Origin of the sequence: Parasutterella muris, assembly GCF_009767915.1 — a bacterium.
In the GTDB taxonomy this organism is placed as follows: domain Bacteria; phylum Pseudomonadota; class Gammaproteobacteria; order Burkholderiales; family Burkholderiaceae_F; genus Parasutterella; species Parasutterella muris.
In genome coordinates, this window is record NZ_WSRP01000006.1 from 40,629 (window position 1) to 53,918 (window position 13,290).

At 52.9% G+C, this 13,290-nt stretch carries 11 protein-coding genes; 6 read left to right on the top strand and 5 right to left on the bottom strand.

Annotated features, from left to right (window positions below; translation table 11 throughout):
* The first annotated feature begins 5 nt into the window (after positions 1-5).
* The 3 genes from groL (at position 6) to pyrF (ending at position 3,841) form a co-directional block, all read left to right on the top strand.
* Complete coding sequence (gene groL, locus E5987_RS02915) at positions 6-1,646, top strand: chaperonin GroEL (RefSeq protein WP_160334589.1); 1,641 nt, start codon at positions 6-8, stop codon at positions 1,644-1,646.
* 109 nt (positions 1,647-1,755) lie between these two features.
* Entirely contained in the window at positions 1,756-2,958 is a 1,203-nt protein-coding gene (locus tag E5987_RS02920; protein WP_160334590.1) for an MFS transporter, read from the top strand.
* Positions 2,959-3,028: 70 nt separating this feature from the next.
* Positions 3,029-3,841, top strand: coding sequence for an orotidine-5'-phosphate decarboxylase (gene pyrF, locus E5987_RS02925; protein ID WP_160334591.1), 813 nt, complete (start codon positions 3,029-3,031; stop codon positions 3,839-3,841).
* On the opposite strand, the gene E5987_RS02930 is transcribed toward pyrF, so the two are convergent.
* The gene (locus tag E5987_RS02930) at positions 3,838-4,806 is read right to left on the bottom strand and encodes a LysR family transcriptional regulator (RefSeq protein ID WP_160334592.1); all 969 of its coding nucleotides are present in this window, start codon (positions 4,804-4,806) and stop codon (positions 3,838-3,840) included. The genes pyrF and E5987_RS02930 overlap by 4 nt on opposite strands.
* Before the next feature lie 177 nt (positions 4,807-4,983).
* Between E5987_RS02930 and E5987_RS02935 the strand changes: the two genes are divergently transcribed.
* From E5987_RS02935 to E5987_RS02945, 3 genes are read left to right on the top strand one after another with little or no spacing between them, the layout of a single operon-like run.
* On the top strand, positions 4,984-6,414 hold the full coding sequence (locus E5987_RS02935) for a lyase family protein (protein ID WP_160334593.1): 1,431 nt from the start codon (positions 4,984-4,986) through the stop codon (positions 6,412-6,414).
* 2 nt (positions 6,415-6,416) lie between these two features.
* Positions 6,417-7,787 carry a C4-dicarboxylate transporter DcuC gene (gene dcuC, locus E5987_RS02940; RefSeq protein ID WP_160334594.1) on the top strand — a complete coding sequence of 457 codons (1,371 nt, stop codon included), beginning with the start codon at positions 6,417-6,419 and terminating at the stop codon, positions 7,785-7,787.
* A gap of 52 nt (positions 7,788-7,839) precedes the next feature.
* Complete coding sequence (locus E5987_RS02945; protein WP_160334595.1) at positions 7,840-8,649, top strand: SGNH/GDSL hydrolase family protein; 810 nt, start codon at positions 7,840-7,842, stop codon at positions 8,647-8,649.
* 58 nt (positions 8,650-8,707) lie between these two features.
* Here the strand turns inward: E5987_RS02945 and E5987_RS02950 are convergent, their stop codons facing one another.
* The 4 genes from E5987_RS02950 to hemL form a co-directional block, all read right to left on the bottom strand.
* Positions 8,708-9,001, bottom strand: coding sequence for a hypothetical protein (locus tag E5987_RS02950; RefSeq protein WP_160334596.1), 294 nt, complete (start codon positions 8,999-9,001; stop codon positions 8,708-8,710).
* 87 nt (positions 9,002-9,088) lie between these two features.
* A complete protein-coding gene (locus E5987_RS02955) occupies positions 9,089-9,727 on the bottom strand; it encodes a serine/threonine protein kinase (protein ID WP_160334597.1) in 639 nt (212 codons plus the stop codon).
* A gap of 103 nt (positions 9,728-9,830) precedes the next feature.
* The gene (locus E5987_RS02960) at positions 9,831-11,897 is read right to left on the bottom strand and encodes a protein-disulfide reductase DsbD family protein (RefSeq protein WP_160334598.1); all 2,067 of its coding nucleotides are present in this window, start codon (positions 11,895-11,897) and stop codon (positions 9,831-9,833) included.
* Between the two features lie 47 nt (positions 11,898-11,944).
* Positions 11,945-13,237: a glutamate-1-semialdehyde 2,1-aminomutase gene (gene hemL / locus E5987_RS02965; protein WP_160334599.1), complete on the bottom strand. Its 1,293-nt coding sequence runs from the start codon at positions 13,235-13,237 to the stop codon at positions 11,945-11,947.
* Positions 13,238-13,290 lie beyond the last annotated feature (53 nt).

The window sequence follows — 13,290 nt, forward strand, 5'->3', positions numbered from 1 at the left end:
AATAAATGGCTTCTAAGCAGGTTTTATTTGGTGATGACGCCCGCGTACGCATGGTTCGCGGCGTTAATGTTCTCGCTGACGCGGTAAAAGTAACTCTCGGCCCGAAAGGTCGTAATGTTGTGCTTGAACGCGCATTCGGCGGCCCGACAATCACTAAGGACGGTGTTTCCGTCGCTAAGGAAGTTGAGCTGAAGGACAAGTTCGAAAACATGGGCGCTCAGATGGTTAAGGAAGTTGCTTCCAAAACCAGCGACAACGCTGGTGACGGTACAACTACTGCGACCGTGCTTGCTCAGGCGATCGTTGACGAAGGCATGAAGTTTGTTGCCGCCGGCATGAGCCCGATGGATCTGAAACGCGGTATCGATAAGGCTGTCGGTGCTGCAATCGCTGAACTGCACACACTCAGCAAGCCGACAACAACCAGCAAGGAAGTTGCTCAGGTCGGCGCTATTTCCGCTAACTCCGATCATGAAATCGGCGACATCATTGCTCAGGCGATGGAAAAGGTCGGCAAAGAAGGCGTGATCACCGTTGAAGACGGCAAGAGCCTGCAGAATGAACTTGAAGTGGTTGAAGGTATGCAGTTTGACCGCGGCTATCTGTCTCCGTACTTCATCAACAACCCCGACAAACAGGTTGCCCTTCTTGAAAACCCCTACATCCTTCTTGTTGAGAAGAAAGTCAGCAACATCCGCGATCTTCTCCCGATTCTCGAGCAGGTTGCCAAGTCCGGCCGTCCGCTTCTGATTATCGCTGAAGATATCGAAGGCGAAGCGCTTGCTACTCTGGTTGTCAACAGCATCCGCGGCATCCTCAAGACTGTTGCCGTCAAGGCTCCCGGCTTTGGCGACCGTCGCAAGGCAATGCTTGAAGATATCGCCATTCTCACCGGCGGTACAGTCATCAGCTCCGATGTCGGCCTGACTCTTGAAAAGGCTACACTGAACGAACTCGGCTCCGCTAAGAAGGTTGAAGTCAATAAGGAAAGCACCACGATTATTGACGGCGCCGGCAAGGAAGATCAGATCGAAGCCCGCGTAAAACAGATTCGTAAGCAGATGGAAGAAACATCCAGCGATTACGACCGTGAAAAACTTCAGGAACGTGTTGCCAAACTGGCAGGCGGTGTTGCGCTGATCAAGGTTGGTGCTGCAACTGAAGTTGAAATGAAGGAAAAGAAGGCTCGTGTTGAAGATGCTCTGCACGCTACACGTGCTGCTGTTGAAGAAGGCGTCGTCGCCGGCGGCGGTGTCGCGCTGATTCGTGCAAAACAGGCCATTAAGGAACTGAAGGGCGAAAATGCCGAACAGGACGCCGGTATCAAGATCGTTCTGCGCGCTATGGAAGAACCGATGCGTCAGATCGTCCGCAACGCCGGTGACGAACCGAGCGTCGTAGTTGACCGCGTCGCCAACGGCAAGGGCAACTTCGGCTTCAACGCTCAGACCGGTGAATACGGCGACATGATTGAAATGGGTGTTCTTGACCCGACTAAGGTCACACGTACCGCTCTGCAGAATGCGGCTTCTGTTGCCAGCCTGATCCTGACAACCGAATGCATGATCGCAGATCTGCCGGAAGACAAACCTGCTGTTCCTCCGATGGGAATGGGCGGCATGGGCGGAATGCCCGGCATGATGTAATCATCCGCTGATTGATTAGAACGAAAGGCCCTCAGTGAAAGCTGAGGGCCTTTTAGTTTTTTAAGCTTAGAATATTAGGGGAAACATCCAAAACAACAGAGCTCGAACCATGAAGTGGAAATTCGTCCTAGCCCTGCTCACGACGTGTGCGATTCTGATGTCGATGAGCTACACAATGCTTATCCCGTTCCTCCCGATGTATTTAATTCAGGATCTTGGCGTTAAGCAGGCGGATGTGGACATGTGGTCGGGCGCGATCTTCGCGGTGACCTTCCTCGTGAGCGGTATCATGGCGCCGATTTGGGGCGCGCTCGCCGATAAAAAGAGCCGCAAACTGATGGCGATTCGAGCAGGTTTCTGTTTAGCGATTACCTATTTGCTCGGCGGCTTGGTTTCCAATCCGTGGGAACTTTTCGGGGTACGAATTGTTCAGGGGCTTTCCGCGGGTTTGTGGCCGGCGCTTCTTGCGATCATCAGTGCCGAATCTCCCAAACTAAAGCTCGGCTTCTGCATGGGCGTCATGCAGGGCGGCATGACTGCGGGCGGCGTGCTCGGACCTCTGTTCGGCGGCCTGCTTGCTGATCAGTTCGGCATGCGAAGCGCATTTTTTATCGCGGCAGGTGCACTCTTTCTAATCACCCTGGCGCTTGTCTTCTTCATTAAAGAAAAACCGAGAGTTCCGGATCCCAATGCCAAACCGGTTCGTATTTGGGACTTTTCGCTTCTGAAAATTCCTGCAGTGAAGCGCATGCTGATCTGCGCGGGTGTAGTTCAGCTCACCATCCTTCTGCAGCAGCCGGTTATGCCGCTGTACGTCGCAGAACTTCAGGGTTCAATGGACCGCATTGTTCTGGTTTCCGGCATTGTCTTTTCGATTACGGGTGTCTCCGGAGTTCTGGCTTCGCCGGTTTGGGGCATCATGGGACAGAATATCGGCTATCGTCCCGTCCTGTATTTATCTTTGCTGGGCGCGGGCATATTGGGCGTCATACAGGTCATTCCGAACTCTCTTGAATGGTTTACCGGCTGGCGCTTTATCGGCGGTTTGGCCTTTGCGGGAATTTTCCCCGCGATTAACGCGGTTCTTACCGTTTCCACCTCTGCCAATGACAAGGGAAGGGTATTCGGACTGTCTTATCTTGCCCAGCAGCTCGGCGCGGTTTTCGGGCCGATCATCGGCGGGGCGATGGCGGCTTGGTTCTCTTATAAATTTATTATCGGACTTTCGGGCTTTATTCTGCTGCCGCTCGTTCTTTATCTGTATCTGAAAAGACCGGCGAGCAGTGAAGGAAGCGGCACGACACTTACCTAGCAAACGGTTAATTTCGGAATGCGGCCGCTACAATGCATCTCCACATATTCACTATTGAGGAAGAAGACGGATGAAATTCACAGAAATGCTCCAGCAGCGCTGGGATAAGAACAACACTCTTTTATGCGTCGGACTGGATCCGGATCTCAAACGATTTCCCGATAAATTCGCCTCTTGCCGTCATCCGTACCTTGATTTCTGCTGGGAGATTGTGCAGGCAACCGCCGACACAGTCTGCGCATTTAAGCCGCAGATCGCGTATTTCGCCTCAGTCGGCGCGGAGGATCAGCTCACTGAACTCATCAGACGCATTCACTCCGAATTCCCGGGTATCCCTGTGATTTTGGACGCGAAACGCGGAGATATCGGATCCACTGCCAAGCATTACGCTAAGGAAGCGTTTGAGCGGTTCGGAGCCGACTGCGTGACACTTTCTCCGTACATGGGACGAGACTCGGTCGAGCCGTATCTGGAGTATGAAGACAAAGGCGCATTCATACTTTGCAGGACCAGCAATAAAGGCGGAGACGATCTTCAGATGCTCGACTGCGGCGGAAAGCCCCTCTATCACGTCGTTGCGGAAAAAGTTGCCGAATGGAACACAACTGGTCAGCTTGGTCTGGTGATCGGCGCGACCTATCCGAATGAGCTGAAAAGCGTGCGCGCGATCACGCCGGAGTTGAATTTTCTGGTACCGGGTATTGGCGCTCAGGGTGGAGATGTGAACGCGAGCGTCAAAAGCGGTATGAATGCCGAGAAAACCGGCATGATAATCAATTCAAGCCGGGCAATTCTTTATGCGTCTCAGGGCGACGACTTTGCGCAGAAAGCAAGATTTGCCGCACTGAGGACCCGCGACGAAATTAATAAGGCGCGCGGCTAAAGTTCCTTAACCAACGTCTTTGTGGGCAGGCGCCAGAACGGAGCGACCAGCTCTTCCTGCTCACGGAAGAACGCCTGCAGTCTCGGCTGGAACCACTGCAGGAAGATGCGGTGCCGTCTCATGCGCCAGTTGGATTTCGTTGTTACGATAAAGCACTCGACCGGAGGGTGGTACCAGCCGGGGAGAATCGGTATCAGCTGTCCAGAGGCAATTTCTTGGGCACAGTGCAGAAGAGGGAGGTCAACCGCAATTCCGAGGCCGTCCAGAACGGAACGCTTAATCGCGAGAATATTCCCGACGCGCACGACTTTCTGCCATTTTATTTCTGTTTCTTCTTCTCCGTTCGAGAGCGTTTTAGTCGCATGACGGACAGTCCCGTCATAAAGCAGCACGGTATGCTGACTCAGCTCGCTCGGGTGCTGAGGCATACCGTATTTTTTTATGTATTGGGGCGAAGCGACCGGAACATAGACGTTTCTGCCGCGTGAGAATGAAATAAGTCGGGAATCGGTCGGTTTAAAGCTCACGACAGCGATGTCTGCTTTGTACTGAAGCACGTCAGCAAGGTTTCCGCCGCCGACAATATCAAACGAGATTTCCGGATACATGGAATTGAATTCCATCAGCATCGGCATCATGTAGCGTGTCACAAAGCCCGGCGCAAGAGAAAGGCGGATTTTGCCGTCGATTTGCGCGGAGCGCTGCGTCAGCTCGGCAATCATCTCCTGATGAAGCCGAATGACATGAATCGCGCTCTCATAAGCGGCGCTGCCGACTTCAGTGAGCTGAAGCGGCCGCATATTGCGTTTAATCAGATCCTGCCCCAGAGCCGTTTCAAGCGATGAGACCGCCCGTGAAACGGTAGAAACTTCGACATCAAACTCTGCAGCGGTATCAGAGAAGTTTCTGGTTTTGCAAAGACTGCAAAACATACGCCATGCGCTGAGATCATCCAGTTTTGACATTTACTTTCCTCTAGTTAGGTAAAAGAATGACAAAACATGCAGTTGCGAGCAATCATGATAAATACGCAATTACTTTGCGAATTACGCAAGATACAATTTCTCTTTTTGCATGGGCTTGTCAAAGAAAAAATTTCAGAATGTAAATAAGAAAATCAAATCAAACCCGGAGAAAACAGAATGTCCCTTAGAGACGAATTTTTCTGGCTTGGAGAAATTAACAAAGCCACGCTTGTTATTAATTCACGCCAGGGTCTTCTTCCCATGCCGATCGCGCTGGGAGCCGCCAAGGCTTTGCGCGAAGTACTTGCAGACGGGGAGGTCGATCCGACAAAACGCGCAAAGACATATATCACCTTTGAGCCGCTGATGCTGAAGAAAGCCGGTCCTGAGATCACTTTGATGCATGCCGGCCGTTCAAGTCAGGATATGCACGCGACTTACAGATCGGCTCTTCTGAGAGATCACGTTCTTGAAGTCTATAACGCGCTCGACACTGTCAAAGAAACACTGACAGCGCTTGCTGACAAGAACCGCGAAACAGTGGTTCCAAACTACACCAACGGTGTTGCCGCTCAGCCCAACAGCCTTGCGCATTATTTCCTTGCGTTCCTCGCCGGATTCAATCGTGACGCAGAAAAGATGAGACAGTTCTACGCACGCCTTGACCGCTGCCCGATGGGAAGCACGGTGCTCAACGGCACCTGCTGGCCGCTTGACCGTAAAGCGATGGCTGAACGTCTTGGCTTTGCCGCTGTCGCGGAAAACGCTTATGACGCGACACAGGTTGGTCAGAGCGATCTGCCCTGCGAATTCGCTTCTATCCTTGCGGGCATCTGCCTGCACATCAATGTCTTCCTTGAAGACCTGATGGTTCAGTATGCTCAGGCTCGTCCCTGGATGCTGCTTCAGGAAGGCGGAGACAACACTTACGTTTCTTCCGCGATGCCGCAGAAACGCAATCCGGGTCTGGTCAACAACTGCAGAACCGAAGCTTCAAGCGTTATCGGTGAAGCTCAGGCTGAAATTTTCCGCGCTCATAACCTGCAGAGCGGCATGATTGACCCGAAGACACAGGGTCACAACGGTGCACTTGCTCAGCATGCGGTTAAGACGCTCACGATGTTCAACCGTGTCCTTAACGCTCTGGTCATCAACAAAGACCGCGCTCTGGAAGAGCTGAACAGTGACTGGACCGCCAGTCAGGAAGTTGCCGACCGTCTGATGAAAGAGTACGGCGTGCCCTTCCGCATCGGTCACCACGTCGCGAGCAAGATGGTGGGCTACGCGAGAGCCAACAACATTCTTCCGCTTCAGTTCCCGCATGAAAAGATGCGTGAAATCTACCGCGAAGTTATTGAAACCGAATATCCGGAAGGCAATCCCGAACTTCCGATGAGTGAACAGGAGTTCAAGGATGCGTTAAATCCTCTCTCTATCGTTCACAACAGAAAGACTTTAGGCGGTCCGCAGCCTGAAGAGCTCCAGCGCATGCTTACCGAACAAGCAGCCGAAAACAAGCTCAGCAGCGACTGGGCGGAGCAAAAATCCCAAGCTATTGCAACAAGCCTCTCAAATCTGGATCAAGAATTTAACAAACTAGGAGAATAAACATGACTGCCTTACTCCCTTGGTTCGCCCTAGTAGTGACACTGCTAGCAGGCTGGGCTATTATTAAACGAATGTCGACCTCAATGGTTCTGCTTTTTGCAGGTCTCGCGATGATTGGTTTCGCTGTTGTCTGCGGCGTTACCGGTTTCCTTCCCAAAGGTGTCAAACCGTCGGGCTTCGTCCTTTTCGACATTTTTGACCTGCTTCGCTCGATCGCGACCAAACAGGTTTCCGGCATCGGCTTCCTGATTATGGTTGCCGGCGGCTACGCTGCCTACATGGACCGCATCGGCGCTGCCCGCGCTCTGGTTAAGGTCTGCGTCAAACCGCTTAACGCGCTGTCCTCTCCGTACCTCGTTCTGGTTATGGGTTACTTCATCGGCCAGTGTCTGGTTACCGTGATTCCAAGTGCTGCAGGCCTGGCGATGCTTCTCCTGGTTGCGCTCTTCCCGATTCTTACTGGCGTCGGCTGCTCTCCGGCTGCCGCATCTGCTGTCATCGGCACATCCGCCGGTATGACCTTAGGGCCGGCCGCGGGTACTGCAAACCTTGCAGCTAAAGTTGCTGATCTTGATCCGATCATTTACTTCGTTCAATGCCAGCTTCCCGTTGCGATTCCGACTCTGATTGTTGTTGCTATCTGCCACTATTTTGTTCAGAAGTACTACGACAAGAAGAACGACGACGTCTATACTGAAGCCATCCTGACTAAGAAAGACGACGATCGCCATGTTCCCGCTTGGTATGCGATTCTTCCGGCTCTGCCCATCTTCCTGATGATTATCTTCAGCAAGCTGGTTTATTCCGCTGTCAAACTGAACACGATCTCCGCTCTCCTTCTGGTTTGGGTCTTCGCAATCCTTGTTGAACTTATCCGTCGTCGCGATGTTAAGGCAGTCCTTGCTGACGGTGCCTTCATCTTCAAAGCCATGGGCGGTATGTTTGCATCCATCGTCGCGCTGATCATCTGTGCCGAGTTCTTCGCTACAGGTCTGAAAGTGACAGGTCTGATCGGTGCTCTGATTGCTCACGCTCAGAACCTTGGTCTCGGCGCCAATGGTATGACAGCTGTTCTGACTGCTGTTGTCGGTATCGTGACATTCCTCACTGGTTCCGGTGTCGGCGCGTTCTCGAGCTTCGCTGCTCTCGGACCTGAAGTTGCCGGCGGCTTAGGCGGAACAGTCTCTGCCTTCGTTACTCCGATGCAGTTCGCTTCCGGCATGCTTCGCGCCATGTCTCCGGTTGCAGGCGTTATCATCGCGGTTGCCGGTGCTGCCGGAGTCTCCCCGATGGCTATCGTACGCCGCACATGGATCCCGATGATCGCCGGCATGATCACCGTCATGATCGCCGACTTCGTCTTCCTGAGCTAACTCCGTTACTCCAAGGCCCCGTAAGGGGCCTAAATTAAATAAGGATCGAACTATGAAGAAACTTTTAATCTCTGCGCTTTTCCTGGCAGCTGCCTCAATGAGCGTTAACGCGCTGGAAACGGATGTTAAGCCGACAGTCACCGACATTAAAAATCACAATCCTAAAACCGGCTTAATCGTCGGAAACTCCTACAGCTTCTACAACTGCGGCGTTCACGGCTATCTGCGCGGTCTGACCAGAGAAGATAAACGCGATTGGAAAGCCAGAATCATTACGATCAGTTCCGGCAGGCTTTCCTATCATGACGTTCCGCAGTACATGGGTCCGCACGAGATGGATCCGTACGCAAAATTTGATGATAAGAAAGAGCTGATCAACCCGATGTTTGACGTCGTTGTCCTGCAGGGCATGTCGTCCGAACCGATCGCTGCTAAGAGCATCCCCACTTTCAAGAAGTATCTGAAGGAACATGTTGAGACCATTAAAGCGAAAGGCGCAGAACCGATCGTTGTCGTGACATGGGCCCGTCAGGACAAGCCGGAAGATACAAAGCGTCTTGCCGATTCCATCATTTCCGAAGCGAACGCCAACGGCGCAATCGCTCTGCCTGTCGGACTTGCTTTTGCTGAAAGTCTGAAGCGCCGCCCCGATCTTCTGATGCATCAGAAGGATAAGAGCCATCCGACAGCAGCCGGTTCTTACCTGTACGGCGCAATGCTCTACGGTCTTCTGTTCAAGAAGAGCCCGGTCGGCATGAAGTATCCCGGCGAATGCGAAAAGCCGCTCAAGCCTGAAGACGCAAAGCACCTGCAGCAGGTTGCTTGGGACGTTCTGACAGAGTTCTACGGCTGGAAAAAATAAGGAATCCCCTTAAAAATTAACTCCTCCTCCTAACGAGTTTCGGTCTTTAGGCGCAAGTCTAAAGACCGTTTTTTAATGCGCATTGGGGAAGATCGACGGTATCAGGCAGGGAAGTCTTTTTTGCGAGCGAGAGGTGAACAAGGCTCATTGCAGTTGAAGGCCAGATGAGGGAGAGCCACTTCGGAGGTTCCTTGTGAAAAACAGCGTCGTAATCTTTCAGCGCGCTTCTAAGGCCTTTTTTGCTGTTGTCTGAAGTGTATCCGTTTTGCTGCAGCATTCTTGTCAGCATTTCATTGAAATCCAAACCGGAAGAGATGCGATTTGCAAAGCCGGCTTCATCAAGTTCCTGCATATTTAATTCCTCACAAGAGAATCACATCATAAAAGAAAGCCTCCGCAAAAAGCGGAGGCCGGACCTAGTTTGAACGTTTAGGCGTGATTACTGCTGCTGAGCCGGAGCATTCTGCGCAGGCGCTGTGTTTTGCTGAATCGGAGCCTGCGGAGCAACTGTCTGAGGCACCATCATCATGCCGCCCATCATCGGGACCTGAATCGTAGGAATTGCGTCAGGCGGCATCGGAGCTGACTGACCCGTGGCAGGAGCCTGGGGCATAGGCTGTGTCAGTGGAGCAGGCTGAACCTGAGGCATGGGCTGAACCTGAGGTGCAGCTTGTTCCGGAGCAGGAGTCTGCGCCTGCGGCATAGACGGTGTTATCGGTGCTGCCTGAACCGGAGCGGCGGGCGCAGCGGCATTAGGAACATGGTGAGCGGCCTCACTCGGCAGCTGCATCAGCACGCCAAGCTGGCCGGAAATATAGCCTAAGGCGATCAGAGACTGATCTCTTGACATCGGAATGCCGTACTGCTGTGCTCGATTCATTAGGAAATTTGAGGCGCTGTTAATTTCAGCCTGATCGACCGGAAATTCACCAAACTTCATCTGTCCCATAGATGCGAGCTTTGCAATCGTAGACGTAGCAGGACTAAGCGTAATAGGCGCTTCTTGAGCGTTTACGGAGAAGGTCATAGTAAGAGCCGCGGCGCAAAGGCAAGCGGCTGTAAGTTTTCTAAAAGACATACAATCCTCCATATCAGATGGTGCGGACTATACTCCGTAGAAACCCTAACGCAATAGACCGGACGTCGAATTTACCCAAAGTGATATTGAAAATTTATAAAAATCAATTAGATAGAAGTTTATCTAAAGCTTCAATCACAATGTTTTTTGTAAGCAATTCCGGCAAAACCGTCGTTTTTCCTTCAGGTGAGTAGAGGATATAAAGAGGGACTCCGCTTCGGCCGAAACTTTCGAGCGCCTGTGTGATATCCGGGTTTTGATTGGTCCAATCGGCAACGAGAAAGACGACGCCGTGCTGTTTAAAGGCTTCGCGAATGTCCTCACGATCGAGTACAGCAATCTTGTTTGCCTGGCACGTGACGCACCAGGAGGCAGTAAAGTCCACGAAAACAGGTTTGCCTGCTTTCAGAGCGTTTTCGACTGCCTGAGGCGACCAGGCGTCTGCGGCCTGAACCGCGGCATCGGGCTGCCTAAAGAGCGGAGAGGATGCGGCTGCAAAGAGAAGTACGGCGCAGGCAGCGCTCAGAACGATCGGCAGTTTGGCCGTTAAAAGTGAGAACTGCAGTTTTCCATACAGGAAAAGACAGACGCAAAGAGAGATGACGGCCGCGATGTACAGCACAAGCGCAGTGAAGCTGACCTGCAGGGAGAGAACCCACAAAAGCCAGATCATCGTCAGAAGCATCGGGATCGCCATCAGCTTTCTGAAGACGTTCATCCATGCGCCCGGTTTCGGCATCCAGGCGGTAAGCACCGGGAAGAGAGAAAGCACAAGCCAAGGCAGGCTCATGCCAAGCCCAAGCGCAAGGAATACAAAAATAGATTCCCGGATCGAAGCGGTAAGCGCGTAACCGAGCGCAGCGCCCATGAAAGGAGCGGTACAGGGAGAGGCTGCGACAACCGCCAGAACGCCGGTCGCGAAACAGTTCAATAAAGAGTTGGAGTAACTTCCGCCGCTGACGCGGACGCCGGAAAATTCAAACCAGCCGAGCAGATTGACGCTAATGGCCGCAAAAATCACGGCAAGCGAAGCGACAAAGATCGGAGACTGCAGCTGGAAGCCCCAGCCGACAGAAATACCGGCGCTCTTGACCGCAATGAGTACGCCCGCAAGAACCAGCATGGTGAGCAGAACACCGAGTGTGAAAACCACACTGTGAAGCGGCAGATTGATGTGCTGACGATCCTGTACCAGACTGAGAATTTTGAGCGAGAGTACCGGAAAGACGCACGGCATGACGTTAAGGATCAGACCGCCGATAAAAGCCATGGCGACTGCGAGCCAAGAAGAAAGGCCGGTCTGCGGGGTGTCGTCTGAAACAGTAGGGGCGGCAACCGTACCGCTTTCAAGAGGGACGGAAAAAGATCCGGCCCAGCCGCCTTTTCGGGGACCTCCGTCGGCAGCGAACACGCCGGAGAATTGAGAACCGGCTTTGAGCTCATCCGTACCTTGAAGCGTCACGGAGATTTTGTCAGCAGAGCGGGATACGGACTGTGGAGCGCCGTATACAACAGAGTCGTCGCCCTCGGCGAAGACATAAAAATGATGAAACGGTTCTGTGGATTTGAAAGTTACGCGCACCGCATGCGTCTTGGGGTCGAAAACGCCGGAGGCGTCTGAGAGAGGGCTCGGCATTGCGGTATGAGACGCCTCAAAGAGCGTGCATGCCTTTGTTGCACCGCCGTCTTTGTCCGCGACCTGAACGGCAAGCGTCAGACTCGCTTTGCCGGGAACACACTGGTCTGCACACATCAGCCACGAAACTTCGGCTTTAATGTCCTGAACGGAACCGACTTTTGCGCTTGCGGGAACAGAGATACGGACCGGCAGAAGCACTTCATCGCCGTAGCCGTAATTGACGAGATCGCCGATCTTAAAGACGGCAGGTGTCGGCCAAAGAATCTCAGAGGCGTGCCATCCCTGCGGGAGCGACCATTGAATTCGGGTAGGAAGTCCGGTGTCGCCGGTGCTCTTCCAATAAGTGTGCCATTTGCTGTCATGCCTGAGTAAAAGGCCGATTTCGAATTCTGTGCCCGGAACGGCGTCGTGAAAACGACTGACCAGTTCGGCCTGAACGGGCTCCGGTTTTTTCCACGGCTGGGCCTGAACGCTCAGACCAATGAAGAAAAGGGATAAAAACAGAAGTCTAAGGAGGCGAAGAAATGACATACAAAAGACAGGAAGCCGCGGGGCGGGGCCCCGCGGAGAGTGTGAGATTAACCGTGGACGCGCTTGACTTCAGCAAAGGCTTTGTCAGCGGCCTCAAGTGTGCGGGCAATGACGGAATCGTCATGCGTAATGGAGACAAATCCAGCCTCGTAGATGCTCGGGGCTAAATAAACTCCGTTATCAAGCATGGCGTGGAAGAACGTTTTGAAGCGTTCGCCGTCGCATTCCATCACTTCTTTAAAGGAAGTGGGGCAGGAGCCGCGGAAATAAATACCAAACATGCCGCCCATGCTCTGAGCAGAGAACTGCACGCCGTGTTTTTTGGCGGCTTCGCCGAGACCGCGGACTAACTTGGCTGCCTGAGCGGAAAGGCGCTTGTAGAAGTCAGGAGCCTTAATTTCCTCGAGAGTTGCAAGACCGCAGGCAACCGCGACCGGGTTTCCGGAGAGAGTTCCTGCCTGATAGACGGCGCCGAGCGGAGCGACACAGTTCATGATGTCACGTTTGCCGCCGAAAGCCGCGACGGGCATGCCGCCGCCGATGACTTTGCCAAACATAGTGATGTCCGGATCAATACCGTAAACTGACTGAGCGCCTCCCAGCGCGACTCGGAAACCGGTCATGACTTCGTCAACGATAAGAACCGCGCCGTGCTTAGCGGTCTCTTCACGCATCGCGTTGAGGAATTCCTGCGTGGCGGGAACCATGTTCATGTTGCCGGCAACGGCTTCGACAATTACGCAGGCGATTTCGTCGCCCTGCTTGTCAAAGAGTTCTCGAATCATCTGCGGATTGTTGTATTCGAGGACGATGGTGTCGTTTGTGACGGCTTCAGGCACGCCGGCTGAGCTCGGAGTGCCGAAGGTGAGCTGACCGGATCCGCCCTTAACCAGTAAAGAGTCGCTATGGCCGTGGTAGCAGCCTTCGAATTTCACGATCTTATTTCTGCCGGTGTAGCCGCGGGCGAGACGAATCGCGCTCATACCGGCTTCCGTGCCGGAAGAAACCAAACGAACTTCCTCAATGGTAGGAATCAGTTTTTTAATTTCTTCAGCGATCAGGACTTCGGCCTTGGTCGGTGCGCCGAAACTTAAACCGTTATCGACGGCGTGTTTGACGGCTTCAATTACCTTAGGATTGTTATGACCGAGAATCATGGGGCCCCAAGAGCCGATGTAGTCGATATAACGTTTGCCTTCAATGTCAAACATATGCGGTCCGAGCGCCTTTTCAATAAAACGCGGCGCGCCGCCAACCGAACGGAATGCGCGAACAGGTGAGTTCACGCCGCCGGGAATTGATTCTTGGGCTCTGTCAAAAAGAACCTCGTTCTGGTCCATAACGCTTCTCCAGTGCATTGATTAAATAAAAAATAGCGTCCTTGTGTGGACGC

Coding starts and splice junctions, on each gene's coding strand:
- hemL (WP_160334599.1), bottom strand. CDS start 13,237: ATGGACCAGAACGAGGTTCTTTTTGACAGAGCCCAAGAATCAATTCCC.
- E5987_RS02945 (WP_160334595.1), top strand. CDS start 7,840: ATGAAGAAACTTTTAATCTCTGCGCTTTTCCTGGCAGCTGCCTCAATG.
- E5987_RS02935 (WP_160334593.1), top strand. CDS start 4,984: ATGTCCCTTAGAGACGAATTTTTCTGGCTTGGAGAAATTAACAAAGCC.
- E5987_RS02950 (WP_160334596.1), bottom strand. CDS start 9,001: ATGCAGGAACTTGATGAAGCCGGCTTTGCAAATCGCATCTCTTCCGGT.
- pyrF (WP_160334591.1), top strand. CDS start 3,029: ATGAAATTCACAGAAATGCTCCAGCAGCGCTGGGATAAGAACAACACT.
- E5987_RS02955 (WP_160334597.1), bottom strand. CDS start 9,727: ATGTCTTTTAGAAAACTTACAGCCGCTTGCCTTTGCGCCGCGGCTCTT.
- E5987_RS02960 (WP_160334598.1), bottom strand. CDS start 11,897: ATGTCATTTCTTCGCCTCCTTAGACTTCTGTTTTTATCCCTTTTCTTC.
- dcuC (WP_160334594.1), top strand. CDS start 6,417: ATGACTGCCTTACTCCCTTGGTTCGCCCTAGTAGTGACACTGCTAGCA.
- groL (WP_160334589.1), top strand. CDS start 6: ATGGCTTCTAAGCAGGTTTTATTTGGTGATGACGCCCGCGTACGCATG.
- E5987_RS02930 (WP_160334592.1), bottom strand. CDS start 4,806: ATGTCAAAACTGGATGATCTCAGCGCATGGCGTATGTTTTGCAGTCTT.
- E5987_RS02920 (WP_160334590.1), top strand. CDS start 1,756: ATGAAGTGGAAATTCGTCCTAGCCCTGCTCACGACGTGTGCGATTCTG.